This window comes from Nitrosomonas sp. Nm84 (genome assembly GCF_003201565.1).
In the GTDB taxonomy this organism is placed as follows: Bacteria; Pseudomonadota; Gammaproteobacteria; order Burkholderiales; family Nitrosomonadaceae; genus Nitrosomonas.
The window spans coordinates 101649-119038 of record NZ_QJJP01000005.1 but is presented as its reverse complement, the minus strand read 5'-3'; the positions used below and the strand labels follow the sequence as shown (position 1 = coordinate 119038).

Annotated in this window: 14 protein-coding genes and 1 pseudogene; 8 read left to right on the top strand and 7 right to left on the bottom strand. The window is 38.9% G+C overall.

The genetic code is table 11. The annotated features are described in order from the left end of the window. Window positions 1-64: 64 nt before the first annotated feature. Both C8R34_RS16865 and C8R34_RS16860 read left to right on the top strand, forming a co-directional pair. Entirely contained in the window at window positions 65-463 is a 399-nt protein-coding gene (locus tag C8R34_RS16865; RefSeq protein ID WP_258364354.1) for a zonular occludens toxin domain-containing protein, read from the top strand. Beyond that, a complete protein-coding gene (locus C8R34_RS16860; protein WP_258364353.1) occupies window positions 454-783 on the top strand; it encodes a hypothetical protein in 330 nt (109 codons plus the stop codon). The genes C8R34_RS16865 and C8R34_RS16860 overlap by 10 nt, the downstream gene beginning before the upstream one ends. 773 nt (window positions 784-1556) lie before the next feature. On the opposite strand, the gene C8R34_RS04540 is transcribed toward C8R34_RS16860, so the two are convergent. Continuing rightward, a protein-coding gene (locus tag C8R34_RS04540) for an IS5 family transposase (RefSeq protein ID WP_110338273.1) occupies window positions 1557-2320 on the bottom strand; the annotation gives its coding sequence in 2 pieces (ribosomal slippage) (window positions 1557-1963 and window positions 1963-2320; 765 coding nt in all). Window positions 2321-2543: 223 nt separating this feature from the next. On the opposite strand from C8R34_RS04540, the gene C8R34_RS04535 reads away from it, so the two are divergent. Continuing rightward, window positions 2544-4238, top strand: coding sequence for an ATP-dependent endonuclease (locus C8R34_RS04535; RefSeq protein ID WP_110338271.1), 1695 nt, complete (start codon window positions 2544-2546; stop codon window positions 4236-4238). A 63-nt stretch (window positions 4239-4301) separates the two neighbouring features. On the opposite strand, the pseudogene C8R34_RS16855 reads toward C8R34_RS04535, so the two are convergent. Beyond that, window positions 4302-4491 (bottom strand): annotated as a pseudogene (locus tag C8R34_RS16855) (IS256 family transposase); the annotation flags it as partial. Between the two features lie 84 nt (window positions 4492-4575). On the opposite strand from C8R34_RS16855, the gene C8R34_RS04525 reads away from it, so the two are divergent. From C8R34_RS04525 to C8R34_RS16850, 3 genes are read left to right on the top strand one after another with little or no spacing between them, the layout of a single operon-like run. Then, entirely contained in the window at window positions 4576-5202 is a 627-nt protein-coding gene (locus C8R34_RS04525) for an IS5 family transposase (RefSeq protein ID WP_110338269.1), read from the top strand. 10 nt (window positions 5203-5212) lie between these two features. Continuing rightward, window positions 5213-5815, top strand: a complete 603-nt coding sequence (locus C8R34_RS04520; RefSeq protein WP_110338267.1) for a nucleotidyltransferase domain-containing protein — start codon at window positions 5213-5215, stop codon at window positions 5813-5815. A gap of 3 nt (window positions 5816-5818) precedes the next feature. Next, window positions 5819-6250, top strand: coding sequence for a hypothetical protein (locus tag C8R34_RS16850; protein ID WP_097107503.1), 432 nt, complete (start codon window positions 5819-5821; stop codon window positions 6248-6250). 603 nt (window positions 6251-6853) lie between these two features. On the opposite strand, the gene C8R34_RS04510 is transcribed toward C8R34_RS16850, so the two are convergent. Then, the gene (locus C8R34_RS04510) at window positions 6854-8053 is read right to left on the bottom strand and encodes a hypothetical protein (RefSeq protein ID WP_132467065.1); all 1200 of its coding nucleotides are present in this window, start codon (window positions 8051-8053) and stop codon (window positions 6854-6856) included. Between the two features lie 787 nt (window positions 8054-8840). Here C8R34_RS04510 and C8R34_RS04505 point away from each other — a divergent pair. Together C8R34_RS04505 and C8R34_RS04500 are read left to right on the top strand one after the other, a co-directional pair. After that, a complete protein-coding gene (locus C8R34_RS04505; RefSeq protein ID WP_110338263.1) occupies window positions 8841-9779 on the top strand; it encodes a hypothetical protein in 939 nt (312 codons plus the stop codon). 146 nt (window positions 9780-9925) lie between these two features. Beyond that, on the top strand, window positions 9926-12739 hold the full coding sequence (locus C8R34_RS04500) for a tetratricopeptide repeat protein (RefSeq protein ID WP_110338261.1): 2814 nt from the start codon (window positions 9926-9928) through the stop codon (window positions 12737-12739). 176 nt (window positions 12740-12915) lie between these two features. Here C8R34_RS04500 and C8R34_RS04495 read toward each other — a convergent pair whose 3' ends face one another. The 4 genes from C8R34_RS04495 to C8R34_RS04475 form a co-directional block, all read right to left on the bottom strand. Next, a complete protein-coding gene (locus C8R34_RS04495; protein ID WP_110338259.1) occupies window positions 12916-14331 on the bottom strand; it encodes an ISKra4 family transposase in 1416 nt (471 codons plus the stop codon). A 12-nt stretch (window positions 14332-14343) separates the two neighbouring features. Then, window positions 14344-14973: a plasmid pRiA4b ORF-3 family protein gene (locus tag C8R34_RS04490; protein WP_110338257.1), complete on the bottom strand. Its 630-nt coding sequence runs from the start codon at window positions 14971-14973 to the stop codon at window positions 14344-14346. A gap of 399 nt (window positions 14974-15372) precedes the next feature. Further along, entirely contained in the window at window positions 15373-15942 is a 570-nt protein-coding gene (locus C8R34_RS04480) for a hypothetical protein (RefSeq protein ID WP_110338253.1), read from the bottom strand. Between the two features lie 670 nt (window positions 15943-16612). Next, complete coding sequence (locus tag C8R34_RS04475) at window positions 16613-17383, bottom strand: M48 family metallopeptidase (RefSeq protein ID WP_207896441.1); 771 nt, start codon at window positions 17381-17383, stop codon at window positions 16613-16615. Between the last annotated feature and the right edge of the window lie 7 nt (window positions 17384-17390).

Below are 17390 nucleotides of genomic sequence, written 5' to 3'. Positions count from 1 at the left end.
CTGAAATCACGCGAACAATCACTTTCAAAAGCTCAACAATATAACGGAAGGCAGCTTTATTGTTATGGATGAAGCCGCTTACCCGTGGCCGGCCATCGATCTGAAAGACCCTCCTGAGTACATCAAGTATCTTTCCCAACATAGAAAGCACGGGCTTGATTTCCTGGTTATCACGCAATCGCCCAAGTTTGTGCATCCGTTCGTACTGGAAAACGCAGATGGGCATATTCACCTGAGCCAGGAATGGTCTGGAAATAAACAATATGAATGGTCGGAATACTGCGCTAACCCGAAACTCAAAACCAACAGGGCAAACGCAGTCAAGAAACCGTACAAACTGGAAAAGAAAGCGTTCGAACTGTATTACTCAGCGAGTCTACATGTGGAAAAACCCAAGCGGCAATTCCTAAAATGGTTTATGCGGCAATTTTTCTATTATTCGCGATTCCGACAATGGCAATGATCACTTATGGTCGCATTACGGATCGATTGATTGAGCCACTGCCATCGATTGCAGAAAATAAAGAAACTGAAAATTCAGCCGAAGTTAGCGGAATACCAAATGATGCTGTCGTACCGGTATCTGCAACCATCACTAATCAACCCATCAGGGAATCGCTTTCAATGTTATCTGAGAATGTTGATTGGTCGCAAGTTGCAGCTTGTGTTTCCAGCAAAGCAAACTGCGTTTGTTATGGCCATAAAGCGCAACGCTTAAATATTGTTCCGGATACCTGCAATGCAGCAATCACTTACGGTTGGATTGCGACTAACAAGCTTTAGAGGATAGGGAGTTGAAAATTCTTAATTTTATTTTTTACAAACTGTTAATACCACCTTACGTTTTATTAATTATCTTTCTAAGAGGAAATCGCCTTATTTCTAGCAAACAATTTGAGCGTTTGATATTTGACATACCTGAAAGAATTTCGGAGAAACTTTAAGACTCGCATTTTTGTAGCATACCTAAATCCCATCAGAACAACAGGATAGGATTTAAGAAATGCTGGTTTATGGAAGTTACTTAAATTTAAAACGGATTTTAAGTTTGATATTGATCTTACTTAAAACATATTTACGTATTGCATTAATTATAAAAAGTAGCATACTTAAGGGGTTCTCCTTTAAAAATGTGAACAGCTCGAACTGTTCGGTCAAAAAAGTAGTACTTCAAAACAAGCTGATATGCATTATTTATGCATATCAGCTATTTTACACTTATTTTCTTTATCACTCTTTTTTGCAACGACTCTCGATATCGTTAAACAAAAAATAATATTTGCCAGTAAAGCGCTCAATGCGGGCATCTTTTCTCCATAACACATCACCTATTGATAAATTAATTAAAACTCCTCATATTCTTGAAGTTCTTTCTACGAAAGCAACACTTTAAAATATAATTTCAGGCTAGTAGCAAATCTTGAAAGGAGGCTCCGAGGCTTTGCCAAAGGCAAAATGTAGGAGTTCTCAAGTTTGCGTAAACGGGTAAGTTCCAATTTAGGCAATTTTATAAAGCATATAATAAACATTTCCTTATATTTTGCTAGATAGTGTAGTCATGAGATATTTGTCCAGAGAGCGATGCATCTGATCTGTACAGCGGCGAGGAAAGATGCGGTGTTTTTAGCGTATCTTGTGGCGATCCCACGCCATCTCTTGAGATGGAGGAAAGCATTTTCGACAAGATGCCGTAATTTATAGAGTTCTTTGTCGTAAAACCTTTGTGCTGTGCGGTTTTTCTTTGGGGGGATTACGGCTTTTATACCCTGCCTCCTTGCCTGTTCAATAATTGCGTTGCTGTCATAACCACGGTCTGCCAGCAAATAATCAGCATCAAGCCCTTCGATCAGGCGATCAACCTGTGTGCAATCTGCTCTGGTACCCTCCGTAATAATAATTCTGAGCGGCATACCATGCGCATCCACGGCCAGATGTATCTTTGTGTTGAGCCCCCTTTTGTGCGACTCATATCTTGATTGCCGCCTTTTGCACCTGCCGCATGCGGATGCACTTTGCAATGGCTTGCATCGATCATTAGCCATTCGTAATCCGGTTCGTCAATCAGAACTTCCAATAATCTTTCCCATACTCCCTTATCACGCCAACGGATAAAACGACGGTGAGTGTTACTCCAATTTCCATAATCCGGCGGTAAGTCACGCCATGGCGCACCCGTGCGAATAATCCAGAAAACCCCATCAATAAATTGACGATTATCTCTTGCTATACCGCCCCAACTACCTTCCCGTCCAGGTAAATGCCGCTCCAGCAATGCCCAAACCTTATCCGATATATCGTGCCTGCGATGGACTTGTGTCATATGAAATCCTCCTTCATTAAAAGAATCTCATATCTCTTATCTCATGACTACACTATCTAAACAGTTTTAGCATTGATTGTTCATTTGTATGGTGATTATGAATACGCTATTGAAAATTTATCTTACTCAAGATCGATCATTAAGTGAGTATCGTAATTACTTAAATAGTGTTAATACTTGAAATTGATGATTTTATTGCATTAACTCTAACCACAATATACAGATGATAAGCAATATAAAAATAAAATTTGGCACTACTAGCGAAATAAATAAAACGACAATCGACGTTACTCCAATCACTATTTTTGTTGGGCCGAACAATTCAGGTAAAAGTAAGGTTTTATCTGAGATTTACCAATTCTGTAACAATGGACGTAAAAATGCTAATAACTTTATTATTGATAATATTGAATTAAATGAAATAAATATTAATGAAATTGATGCAATTATTCAAAGTATTATTTTGAAGCCTGAAACAGATGACGTTTTAGAAGTTGATAATATTTTTGTTGGAAAAAAAGGAGACAAACTCGTAATCGGTCAGAATAGTTTGAAAGATAGTTTATTAAAACCAAATGATAGCGGTAATTCTATAGTTGCATGTATGTATTATTTGAAATATAAGACATTGCTACTAAATGGTAAAAATAGAATTGAATTAATAGAGGATCAACACGCGGGTAACTTGCAAAGTGAACCGCAAACAAGCTTTCAAATTCTTTTTCGCCAAGATGAATTGAGGAAACAAGTTCGAAAAATTGTTTATGAGGCTTTTGGTCATTATCTTGTAGTCGATCCAACAGAACTTGGGATGTTAAAATTAAAATTATCTTTAATACCTCCTAAAGATGATATGGAAGAAAGAGGAATTCATGCTGAAGCTGTTGAATTTCACTCAAAAGCTTCGCCGATTAGTCAATCAAGTGATGGGGTAAAAGCATTTACCGGAATGCTCATCGAAATTCTTGCTGGTGATCCATCAATTTTATTGATAGATGAGCCTGAAGCATTTTTGCATCCAGCTTTATCATTTAAATTAGGTAAAGAAATATCTAGACTTAGTACCATTTCACAAAAAAGATTATTAGTTTCAACTCACAGTTCAAGCTTTGTGATGGGTTGTATTCAATCAGGAGCGCAAGTCAATATAGTTAGGTTAACACACCGTGATAATGTTTCTACCGCAAAAGTTTTACCTAATCAAGATATTTTGAAATTAATGAGAAATCCTTTACTTAGATCTACTGGGGTTTTAAATGGATTATTTTATGAATTTGTCATTGTCACCGAATCGGATACTGACAGAGCATTTTATCAAGAAATAAATGAACGACTACTTCAAGATGATAATAGAGGAATTCCTAATTGTTTATTTTTGCATGCGCAAAATAAACAGACTATTAAAACAATCATAAAGCCTCTTCGTGAAATTGGTATTCCAGTTGCGGGAATCGTAGATATCGATATCATAAAAGAAGGCGGTAAAGTATGGACCAGCTTTCTGGATTCTGCCTTTATTCCAAGTATGGAATTAGAATCGTTGGCAACGCTAAGAACGTTAATTAAGAAAAAGTTCGATGAGACAGGAAAAGACATGAAAACAGACGGAGGAGAAACAATATTAGAGAATGGGGATAGAGAAGCATTTAATAATTTACTCAATAAACTAAAAGATTATGGTCTATTTGTTGTTCCTATTGGTGAATTAGAGTCGTGGTTAAGTGATTTAAAAGTGGAAAAGCATGGACCTGATTGGTTGGTTGAGATTTTCGAAAAAATGGGAGAGGATCCTGATATCGAAAGCTATAGGAAACCAACAGATGCTGATGTATGGGCTTTCTTAGATGATGTCACAAAATGGTTTTTAAATACGAAAAGAAAAGGTATTCCTCTGTTACTAAAAAAAGATACAGCCTAAAAATAACTTTTAGCCAGGATCATGCCGAAACGGAGGGTGTCCTTGATTTTGTGTAAACGGCGGTTAATAATGCCGAGGCATTCTTTCTTTAAATTGGATAGTAAACCTATTGAGTGCAGGTTTGCAATCTCTTAGTGGCATAGACCATTTTTTGGCGATATTGAATGAGTGCCAAATAGAACAATTTGATCACAGCTTCATCGTTAGGAAACGATCCACGGCTTTTGCTGACTTTGCGTAGACTCATATTGACTGGCGTTGTTGAATAAATCGAACTGTCGGTAAAAAGATGGCACATCTGGCATAATTCTGCAGGATTTCACCTGCAGAGAAGCCAATGCCTTATAAACACAACGAAAGTCGCCGTCATAAGATCGAAGAATCTCGTTATAAAGTGACGAACTGGCATGAGTATAACAACGGATTGCGGCGACGGGGTGATATCACGATTTGGTTTACGGAAGCGGCAATTGCTGAGTGGCGCCCCACCAGAACGGGAGCTCGAGGCAGGCCGCAGGAATATTCTAATCTCGCCATAGAAACAGCTCTATTTATCCGCCAGGTCTTTCATCTGCCCTTACGTCAAACCGAAGGTTTCATGAACTCGCTTGCCGGTATCATGAAAGTTGACATCACCATTCCTGACTTCAGTAGCCTGTCCAGGCGCAGCATTAAGTTACCTCAGCATACCCTAACCAAAGCGATGGAACCGGGTAGTCTTGTTATTGTTGATTCAACCGGTCTCAAGGTTTACGGCAAGGACGACTGGCACCAGGAAAAGCATGACGTTGCGGCCCGGCGCACTTGGCGTAAATTGCATCTTGCGGTCGATGAGAACCATCACCTCGATGAGCTGGGACATCGAATATGGACCAATTTCACTGGCATGAGCCATGACAGAAGCATAAACTCTCTTGATAAGTCTCAAAAAGGGGTCTATAGTACTCATAATGGGACTTTTTGATAGGTAAGTGATGAGCAGTTCTGCTATTGGTGATGCCCTGTTTACCAAAACCCAACGACGAGTATTGGGTTTGCTGTATGGCAAACCCGAGCGAACCTATTATTTAAACGAGATCGTGCGGCTAGCCGCTGTAGGTAAGGGTTCTGTGAATCGAGAGCTAGAAAAATTATGTTCGGCTGGCCTGCTGACGGTGTCTCGCCAAGGTAACCAGAACCATTACCAGGCTAATGCAGATAATCCGATCTTTAATGAATTAAAGGCAATTACTCAAAAAACGTTTGGGGTCGTGGATATTATCAAGACAGCTTTAGCGCCGCTGTTGCCACAACTAAGCAGTGCTTTTATTTATGGCTCGATAGCCCAAGGCACCGAGCACGCAGCTAGTGACATTGATCTGATGTTGATTGGTGATAATGTGAGTTATAGCGAAATAATGGGGCTTTTAGCACCCGCAGAAAAACAACTGGGCAGGACCATTAATCCGACCGTGTATACGGTTGCAGAATTTACTGACCGGAAAAATAATCATCAGCCTTTTATTACACGTGTTATGGAACAACCCAAGCTGTGGTTGATGGGCGATTACATAACAGTAGGAATGAAAGGCGAGTAGTTAATGGAAGCATTAGATAATCTCGTTACCATAAAAGCGCTTAATCGTGAGCCGCCCAACCAAGTGGAGTTTGATGGTATGGTATTGGCAGCCACCACTAAATTGCAGGATGTCAAGCTGCAAGGTTTGTCATTAGATAGTCAATTTTCTTTGGCTTATGGAGCGGCACATGCATTGGCTTTGGCTGCTCTACGTTGGCACGGCTATCGCTCTGATAAGCGCTATATTGTTTTTCAATGCTTGCAGCATACCGTCGGGTTGGAAAATGATAAATGTCGGGTATTGGATCAATGCCATCGCCGCCGTAACCTTGCCGAGTATGAAGGGCATATGGATATTGATGCACAATTACTTAAAGAACTGATTACTTTGACTAATGATCTGTTAGATCGCGTTAAGGCCTTGGGCGTTATTCAAAGAAGTTCTGATTTATGAAGAGTAAAGGATGGGAATTCGCGTTTTAAGACATTATGACTAAGCATTTAGCCGTCAATGGTTGATCGTTGGGTAAGTCGGAAAACTAAAATCGGGAAGCGGATTTTTATCCTAAAAACTTGTTATATTTTTAGCTTATAGATTATCAAACAACTGGTTATTAATTTATAATCAAATGCTTAGTATCAATAATCTCAATTGCCGATAATCTTTTTTATGTTAAATTAGAAATATAATAGTATTAATATTCAATTACTTACAAAATGGTCTTTTCGGTAACATTCTAACCTACTCTCGACGTGCTGATTTTGTCGGCTACTAAGCGCTCGGCAATAAAGTCTTAGATATTCCATATCAACGCCTGATTCAATCAGGCGTTTTTTTTCCTTTGCTGCATAGCGATAATATTTTCTTTTTTCTGAACTGTTACGTGTATATCGTATGAACCAATAAAAATTGTTAAGTCTCGAAAACATAGGTGTTCATTCAGGAGAATTCAGAGTGTTAAAATTAAAAGGTATTTAGCGGCAGGCAAAAAGAAATATAAACCCGATTATTATTATGGTAACTTGTTATATATTATTTAAAATAATCGCATTCATGCTAAAGCGAAGTCGATGGATAAGCTGCAATCAAACCTTCACGATGTTCTTGAGACATACTGGCTTCCAAATCATCCAGCCATATAAAAAGCTGCTCCCAATTGTTTAGACTAAAAATTTTTGTTCCGTATCTACTTTCTAAATGAATATCAGGATCGGCAACGATAGATGCCATTGCATTATCCATTACAAAAGCGTCACAGTAAGGAGCATACGTGGCAATATGACTAATATCCTTAAAAAAACCCTTAAAATGTGTCAGCGCGCGATCTCGATTTGTGTATGCGCCTTGTTTCAGTTTCTTTTTAAGTACTGCAAAAATTCTCGCAGAAATCCATAGATGCGGTATCTCCGAGAAGTGTGGTGAAATAAAAAAATCAGATATTTTCCTCCATTGCTGATCTTGAGGAATTTCTTTAGAAAAGCAGAAAAGTAGTAATTGAACGACTTGTGAAGTAATTGGCGAATCAAATAGAGCGTTAACATCACCAGATGCAATACGAGCTATATATTTAAAATAAGATTCCATATAGCTCTTTGCAGCCTCCTGCATTTCAAGCTTAACATTTTGATCGAAAGTGGTTGTAGATATCCTCCAGCCGGGGAAAAGGTCGACAAGAGTCTCGACGGACTGATTCTTTAGGCTACGTATTAATTCAATATCACCCAAATAGCGACCTACATCAATTCTAAAGTAATCGTCCCACTCATGAACATCGGGATCAATAGCAATACGCTCTTCAAGATCGAATATCTCCGGCTTGTTGGCAAGAAATACTTGGAATGCTTTAAGAATTTGTGATTCCTCCACGTCATAGGCCAGCTTAAACTGATGGCCTCGTGAAGTGGATTTTATGAATTCCATTAAGTCCTCTTTATTCTTGCCGTCGAAGCCTCTCCACTGATGTGTTTCATCTTCGTGAATTGTTGAGAAAGGGACAACTAAAAGCTGGCTAGCTGAAATCTCACGAATTCGCCCAGCGGCTTTAACAAATCTAGGATCATGCTTCTTGAATGCGCTACTAAAGAAGAACTGATCAAGATAAAGAATCTTTTTTTTAATTTTAGGGAGGGGGATTGTGATACTGTAACTGCAGTTCTCACATCCACGGAGAACACCAAATCCTTTTACAGTTACATTTCCATATTGCAACTTTCCTCTACACTTTGGACAATCTCCCAAAACATGAGTTACCAACATAAGTTATTAATTTTAATAAATATAAAAAATTGCATCCTGACATTACGACCAAGATTGTAAGTACAAATAAGAATGGCCGCGGATTTCTTGAAGCTTGGCATGAATAATGAAAATACGTATAGCAATTTTCTCGCCTGTTGAGTTCCTAATTCGATATAAAGTTGCTTCTATTCTTCCTTCATTGGCGACAGGTTCATATTTTGTTATCTGATTCATAATGCCACAAAATACTCTTTGAAGATCCGCAGGAAATTCGTCAATTCGTAGTGGCAATAAAATACTTGCTACTACTAGCAAGCGGCTTCTGACATTTCCCCTACCGATAGCAAGCTCCCGGACGGCTTGTAAACACGTCCATTGACATTATTCGCTGCAATCAATAAATTATTCTTCAATATACACCTCAATATTGACGGTCTATCAACACGAATAAAAGCACTATGCGTTTAATAATTCCGAAACAATTTCAAAATTATATCTTATAAAAATAAATTTACTGCGTTTAGCAATAAGAGGAAGTCAGGATAAAGAAGAATCACGGTAGGGAACGGGCAACATGCCCCTATTGGGGTCTTACCCTTCGCGCCGGTCGGCGGCGCGACCCTTGGGCTAGAAGACTAGTAAACTAATAATGCTTAAGTGCTTTTTAGGCCTTTAATCGGTTTAAATATGAATTCATTGATCTGGGGTATAGCTTATGCATTATTATTAGAAAATTATTTGTACATTACAATCTGAGCGAAATAAATACTATTTCCGCATTATTACAAATGTTTTAATAGAAATAATGACACTAATCATTGCAGGATACGAAATTAAAGAAGATCCCTGGAGTAAAGTTTGGGGTGATATGGAATCAGAGCTAGGAGTAGATGGACTATTTGCTGTTGCTGATTCTGTAATAACCGTAATGGGCTCAAATGGTGTTACGCCAATACTTAGTGGGCTTCGAAAGATACATCCAGTCGCGATAAAACTATGGAAACCTTATTTTGTTCGTGAAGAATTCCGCGACTATTTTGAAGTTTACCTTGAATCAAATTGCTTTATTGCATTTGCGGGAAGCACACTTATCGCAAGTCACGTTTTAAATAACATTACAGAACATCTTAGCAAGCTACAGATTAGTTATCAATACGGGCCAAATAGTGATGAACCTGGAAAGTATATTGTTCAAATGCATTGTCAGGAAAATATTTTAAAGAGTGCCCAAAATATGACTTGGAGCACTGAGATGTTTCTTGATCGTCATTACGACAAGATTCTTACTGCAGAATATATATTAGACATTATTGAGTACTCAATTAATAAAGCAATATCTTCTGCAAGAAAGTATCAATTAACACCTGAATCGATTAAGAATATGCACACAGAATTCATTGCTGGCGTCCATTGTCCTGCAACTAATCAACACCAATTATATGTTTATAGAATGGATAAAAAATTAGTAGATGGAATGCTAGAAGTATTCGTAAAGGGTGAAAAAATATTAGAAAACAAAGTGGCTGTTATAGGAATGCGGAAACAATTTGAGGATAAGGCACAAAAACACTTTGAGGATGCACTAAACACAAAGGTATCACCTGGTGACGCATTATATAAATTCCTCAATAAAACGATAGATGAAGTCTCAGAAAGTGGTAGTTTCGCAATAGACAAACCATCCGTTTACACTACGTTTAAAGAAGGTATTTTTAAAAAAGATATCGTCACCAGAAACAAATAACGTCAAGAAAATATGGAGAGCATAAAAAAGTGGAGTGTATTTTTTTCAAATCAGGCCGCCATTTTCACTGCAGTACGACATCAGTCTAAAAAACAATGGATTATTTGGATAAATAATCCATTGTTTATCTGTCTTATTAATTTTTAATGAAAATAACTAAAAACATACTCTATATTTTTTGGGGAATATTTTTTTCCGGGTTATTTATCACTCATTTCGCAGAGCACACAAAAGATTTATTCAATGACTCAATCGTTTTTAGTTTTACTCTATTTTTCATAACACTATTTGCCTTATTTAGTAAAGATCATTTAAAAAATCTAACGCAAAAAGAACTTGAGAATGAATACCGGTTAATTAAGGAAACCAGTCACTTAACACCGGCAGATTTTCAGTTTAGAGAGACTCAACCTGGTGAAAAACTTAACAATTCGGATCGCCCCTACTTCATTACGTATATTAATCGCAAGGCAATTCCGTACGACACAATCTCTGAAAATAACGCATTCTATGACGAACAAGATCTAGCCTACTTACTCGAGCAAGACTCCAGCATACTTTTAATCGGCAATCCAACCGAGGGCAAAACTCGCACTTTATTCGAAGTTACGCGCAAATTAAATGATTTTTTAGTTATTCAGTTACTTACAAATAAATCGCCCAGTGATGAGGCATTAAGGTTGCTCGAAGGAAGGAAAGTGCTGTGGCTGTTTGATGATCTTAGTGACTACAACAGCAATACGCATGATTTAAATAATCTATTTAGTCGCCTGAAGCAAATTACAAAGCAATGTGTACTAGCTGCAACATGCCGAAATGGACCAGAGCTTAAAGATGCTATTTCAAATACAGGACAATTGCATAATTTTTATCAGTTATTTGACCACAAATTAACATTAAAACCTGCAGGAAAGGATCAAAAAGAAGAATTAAAGAGAGCCATCGGAGAAACGGAAACACGCGAATTTCCGACTCTCGGCTCAATCTGTATGCATAAGCATTTTGAATTTATGCATATACGCTTTGCTTTTCATATGAATGACCTGGAAAAGAACTGCTTACGCTCAATCATATTGTTGTATGCTGCATTCATAAAACCTTTAACACATCAACGAATAAGAACAGTTCTTAAAGATATATTCGATCATAATGAAGAAAACATTGATATAGCAAAAACACGTGCCTGCTTGAACACTTTGGTCAATAATGGCTTTATCAAGTCTCCAAGAGATGTAGATCCTATCATTCCAGAGGCTGCTTATATTAATAAACCTGAAAGTGAATTTTATTATCCAGAAGGCCGCAGCTTACAAACGGACATGGAAAGACTGGCAGAAAGTCTAACGAAACATAGCGATATAGTAGGTCTTAATCAACTCGCATATGCACTTCGCTTTTATAACAACATGAACTCTGCTGTAATGCTCTGGGAAGAAATAGCAAATAATTTCTTGGATTCACAGGAACTTGTTATGCAGGAGCAGGTTATTATTGCGCTTTTTAATAAAGGCACCACACTTTTTGAACTCAATCGAATCAATGAAGCAATTGAGTGCTATGACTACCTCGTGAAGCTTTTCGGTGATAAGAAAGGATCAGTTTTTCAGGAATATGTGGCCAAGGCTTTATCCAACAAAGGCCTTTTTCTAAGAAATTTAATGCAAATAGACGAAGCTATAAAATGCTATGACACTGTAATACAGCGTTATGCATATGCCCAATATCCATTTTCCGAGATATTGATTGTAATAACTTACATAAATAAAGGCAGTGCATTTGCATTAAGCCATGAATTTCAACTAGCAATAGATTGTTATGATGAAGTCATCAATCGCTTCATTAATACAAACAGCTTTTTGCTCCAAGAACAAATTGCGATAGCTCTTAATAATAAAGGCCTTGCTTTGGTTAATAAATGTCGTTTTCGCGAAGCGATAGATTGTTATGAAGATGTTGTACAGTATCAAAATAACACACAAAAAATCGGAATGCAGGTTCAAATAACCGAAGCACTTATTGGCAAAGGGAAAGCGTTTGAAGAGCTAGATGAAACTGGTAACGCAATAAAATGCTATGCAAAACTTGTAGAGCACTTCGAGGATAATAAAGAACCTGATTTGCAAGAACAAGTAGCTACTGCATTGAATGCTCTAGCAAGAATATTCTTTCATAAAAAAGAATATCAAAAAGGATTTGATTTCATCAACGATGTTTGTCAATACATTACAAAAAACAAGCATATTCCCGGATATAAAAAACACTTTTCCTTAGCACTTTATAACAGTGGCATAACCTTTATACAGTTAAATGAATTTGATCAGGCTCTTGGTATTTTTAATAAAGTCTTAAAGTATTTAGGTAATACAAAAGAACCTAGTCTACAAGAATATGTTGCAAAGATACATATTGAAAAAGGATATATTTTTCATCAGCAAGACCTTCCCAAGAAAGCAATCAAATTCTATAACATGATCATACGGAATTTTAAAGACTCAAGGGAAGAGGATTTGCAGGAATCTGTAGCTAAAGCACTAGTTAATAAGGGTAATGCATATCTAAGTCTAAAGCAAACTAAAACGGCAATTAGATTCTATAATAAGGTCCTTCAGCGATTTCAATCTAACCCAGCTTTTAGTCTACAGATACAAGTTGCCAATGCACTTTTTAATAGAGGCAATGTTCTCTGTCAACAAAATAAAATCAAGGAAGGAATTAATTGTTACGATCAGATCATGGAAGAATATGCAAGTGCACAACATACCAATTTGCAAGAAATTGTGGCTAAAGCTCTGTACAATAAAGGCTATTTTCTCTGTCAGATAGGAGAAAGATTTTCTGCACTTAATACCTTGAATTATATTCTGGATCATTTCAACCATCAATTATCTACGCAAGTATTAACAAAAATAGTTAATGACACACATAATTTAATTAGGTATCTTATCAATACTAAGAATTAGAAAGAATTTTAGTCATTTATATTGTTTAAAATCTGTTTCTATATAAAATTGCAGTCCGAAATAATAAGGTGCGCTGAACATCATGAAGCGCATCAATCGTAGATATTATCCAATAATCGTATTAACTGCTTCAGTTTTTGTTATCTATTCTAGAGAGCATGCAAAACCGGGGGAGGCTAAGCCGCCTTTTTGAGCACGTCATTGTGCTCCACCCGAAAACAGGGATACCACTCTCTAAATGTTTTCTCCAATTCGTCGTTGAGCACCCTGTTTCGCATCTGCAAAAGTAAATGTGCACCCTTCGGGCTCCATTGCATTTGTTGCCGCTTGGCAAAGCGTTTGGCAACGACATAGTTTACGGTTGATTCAACGAAGCCTGAACTGATTCGGTCGCCCTGACGATAGCGCTCACCGTAGTTCGTGATAAATGCTTGATTGTTGGTAATGTACGTATGAAATTCTTCAACCGCTCGCAATAGCTTACGTATAACCGAATTTTTATTTCCCTCATCGACCGCCGCGTCTAGATCAATTTCCAAGCTTTCCAAATGCTGTAGTGCTTCGTAGGTATTGCCGTGCCATAAATACCATTTGATACTTTCAATCGATTTTAAGGTAGGCTCTCTCAATTCGTACCGTTGTTCTTCATCCTCAAACGTCATCGGCAAGCCTTTGGCGATCTGATTAAGTACGGTCAAACGCATCGTGACATGAAACCAATCCAGCAGGTGTTCGGCTTCCGGATTAAGGTAGAGCTGTAGATTACGTACAGTATCGCCGCCATCAGAGAAAAAAACGATTTGCTGATTCAGTTGCATGCCTTGGCCCTTAAGCATCTCGAAGAGCCGTCGTTTAGGCTTGTCGTCATAGGATTGCACGAAGCCAAAACACTTACTGGTACCTTCTTCAGGAATGGATTTACCTACGATCACTTCAAAGTGAGTCTTTTTGTCATTCCAGTTCCTCACGTAACCACCATCAATCCCGACGTTGAGTGGTGCCGCAGGACGAGGCAATGCAGCCCAATCTCGCGGGCAACCTTCGATATATGCAAACCGCTCCTCACCAAGCTCAGCTTCGGTCCGCCTGGCCACGCGTTGCAGATGATTGCGCACACTGGTCGTGCGAACGTGGGTGCCGGCAGGCAATATGTCTTCGAGCAGATTTGCAGCAAGCTCAAAAGATACTAGTGCTGACCATTTCGTTTCCAGATACAAGCGCTCGGGTGAGCAGTGATCGGTGAGCAAATCGACAAGGGGACTGAATGTACGGGTTTTGTGCGGCTTGCAATTACACTGGAACCAGCGCGGGCTGGGAATCTTCAGGTTCCCAAACAACGTGCGAAATACCACCGGATGCTGGCCTTTATGACGGAACGCCTGAGTACAGTTAGGACACTGCTGTCGATTGGAAAGGAAAGCTGCAATTTGTTGTTCAACAACCTGTTTTTGTAGGTTAGCAAGTATATCCTTAGCCTCGGCTAAGGATATACCGATTGCCTCGAGCCCCTCAGTTTCCCGTTCCAGGCAAACCAGTTCATGGATTGTCTCACCTGTTTCACCTTGGGTGATCAATTGAATCTTGAATTTCATGGCTTTCTCCTTTCAGGATGAAAATAGCCAATCGCGGTCGCCCCTCTCGTATTGCTGTAAACGAGCATTAACTTCGCGGCGGGAAAAGCTATCCGGATCAAACGATTGATAGTCCGACAACTCTTCGTCTTCCCTGTCGTTTTCGTCGTCAAAGTCATCATTCATTCCACTGCCGCTAAACAGTGCGCGGTATTTGAGTTCTTTCCGTATTTGCATATAAGCCGGCGCACCACCACAGTCTTCCGGCGGCGCCGCATGTTTGCCATCGATGCAGACCGGGTAAGTTCGCTTAGGATCGAGCGGAAGACGTTTTTCAATACGAACTTCATGCAGCCAAGCATCACCAAAGTCGTATTCATAGAGAAAACGTTCGCGTGTTCGAAAACTAAAAGCGGAAAGAAGCACTTGCTCAGGATTATCGGCAAACCCCATTCCGCCATCATGGTAAACCCCAAAGTCCTTGCCACGGATGTGGAACCGATTCAGATGCACATCATCCCAGCCAATTGCGATCTGAATTATGTAATGGAGATCGGCTATTGTGCTATCACTGCGAACCAACAAGCGCCGCCAAACCATTGGACTAATTTCCTGAATCCAAACTTTCAGTTGATAAACATGAACTGAATCGAGCTCTGGCATAGCTTCACTCTGTGATTTTAACCCGTTTAATTGAATCGATAAAGCCGATCAATTATAGCGCCGAAGGGGATACCAGTCTCACTTTGATGCTTTTACATATTATAAATGAACACAGATAAAATCTAATGAATGTTATTATATTTCTACTACTTGGAGTCTACTTTTATGAATGCCTCCCCCGGTTTTGCATGCTCTCCTTTTTGGTGATCTCGTTTGAGCCATAAGGCCACAAACTCCCACGGATCAGAACAAAGAACCCTCTGTTTTCTAAAGTCAGTGTCAATTAAACTACCGTGTAGCCCAACCGCCTTTCCTGCTATATGTAATTTATGAGAACTCATTCGATTCCATTTCTAATGGGCTCAATGGGATTTTTGGAGTGAGGAACGAACGGAAAAATTAGGATTTCCAATCATTATGATGAATTTTTGCCAAAAGTTCCTCTATCTCACTTTCCTTGCCTGCTAACTCCTCAGAATGCAAGCGATCAATGGCGCTCAATAAATTAGGTTGCGACAGTCCAAGGTCAGATCGGAGCATCTGATGTACCTCCCAAGAAGCTTTCCTAATCTCTTCAAAACTAGTCGTATTTCTGCCGCTAAGAAATCGAATACATTTCTCTCTCAGTCGCAATATTGTCTCACGCGTTTCATGAGTTGCTATCAATCCACATCTGCCGAAAATGTGCGTCTGTAGTGAATTGACTACTTTATTTACTTTTGTCCTCAGAGATTCAACGTCTTGGCCTTGAGTTTCCTTTGAGGAGATTACGCGTAGATCGGCGATCAATTTTTCATAGTATGTGATGCGTTGTTTCACAAGTTCTAGTGCAATTTCCTCTGAGATTCGTCGATCTGCCTGTTTGAATTCTTTTCGAATGCGCCATAAATTAAGCAGTGATGTAATTCCGCCGATCAGAAGCGCAACGACGCCACTGACAATTGCTGAGATAATTCGTGGATCATCCATTATTTTAGTCCTAACGGCCGATTAAATCAGTGCAACAGTAAGCTTTCATAAAACCACCTCCAGCCAGGAAATTATTCCCGTTTTTATAGTTTCCTGGCTTCCTTCATAAGACTTATCCAATCATCAAGCAAATTACCAGAATATCGGCGAGCGATCAAAATCACATTAAAGAAACATATTCAAAAGCATAAATCCTTAAGTTAAAGGCATGCTGTTTTCAGTATGAAGACGATTAATTGCGTTCCGCATTTGCGCTGAATTGTAAACGTTGACTGTGTGAGTAGAGCTCCTACAAGTTCAAATAGCTTTACAGGAAGCTCAGAATCGCTTTAATTCGCGGTACGGATAAGCTTGTCGTTATGATGGTTGATTAAACAGATAAATACCGTGAAACTTTAGAGCATTTTGTTTATTAGCGCCCAACAATTGTCTGGACTTCATCCTTGGTTAACAATGCTCCTGGATCTCCGAATAGGCATGAATTCGGGAGCAACTGTTTAACAGATCCGGCATCAATATGATCAGACCAACAGAAATATTTTATCACTTAATATAGTGCAAGTTGGTAAAAGTATACTGCTGCTGAAATATTACTTTTGATATTACACAAAGATATCAAATGTTGTGTAGGATCAAGCGCAAAACCACGACTGTCTTTGGGCTAACTACCTTAAACAAACCTAACCTCAACCATTTCATTGAGCCGCTTACGCCTCAATACCCAATCCTTCATCACGGCAGTCAGTAATTTATAAAACACCTGGCTGTGGTTACGCTCTTTCAGGTGACAAAGCTCATGCGTAATCACATAATCAATACAATCTTTCGGAGCCGCGATCAGTTCGGGGTTCAGAATAATATTGCCTTTACCTGTACAGCTTCCCCACCGTTTAGGCATAAAGCGAAGATGGATGCTTTGATCATGCTCAATACCAACTTTAGCGACCTCCTGAGTACAAAATTCATAACGTTCTGAAAATACCACTCTGGCTCTCAAGCGATACCATTGCTGCAAAAGCGTTTTTACACGCAATCGGTTTTCTGGATTGTTTGTTTCTATGAATAATTGGCCATACAAAAGTTTGACGCTCTCATTCTTTCCTTCCACCACCTTCAGTCGGTATTGTCGCCCTAAATAACGGTGTGTTTCTCCTGAAACGTATTGCCGTTGAGAAAGAGCAGGAGGATAGGATTCAAACTTCAATTTTTGCTTAAATATCCAGGGCGCTCTTTTCTTAACTCTATCTGCAATAGCTTGCTCATTGGCTGAGATGGGTGCATCAACCATCACCTTGCCATCCGGATAAACATGAATGGCTAATGTCGTACGTTCACAAAAATTAACGACATAGATAATTTCTGTTTGACCAAAGAAAACAGAACGTTGCTTGCCTTGGCTTTCTTTTTCATTATTATCTTTCATCATCAAAGAACCATTCATCGTGCCA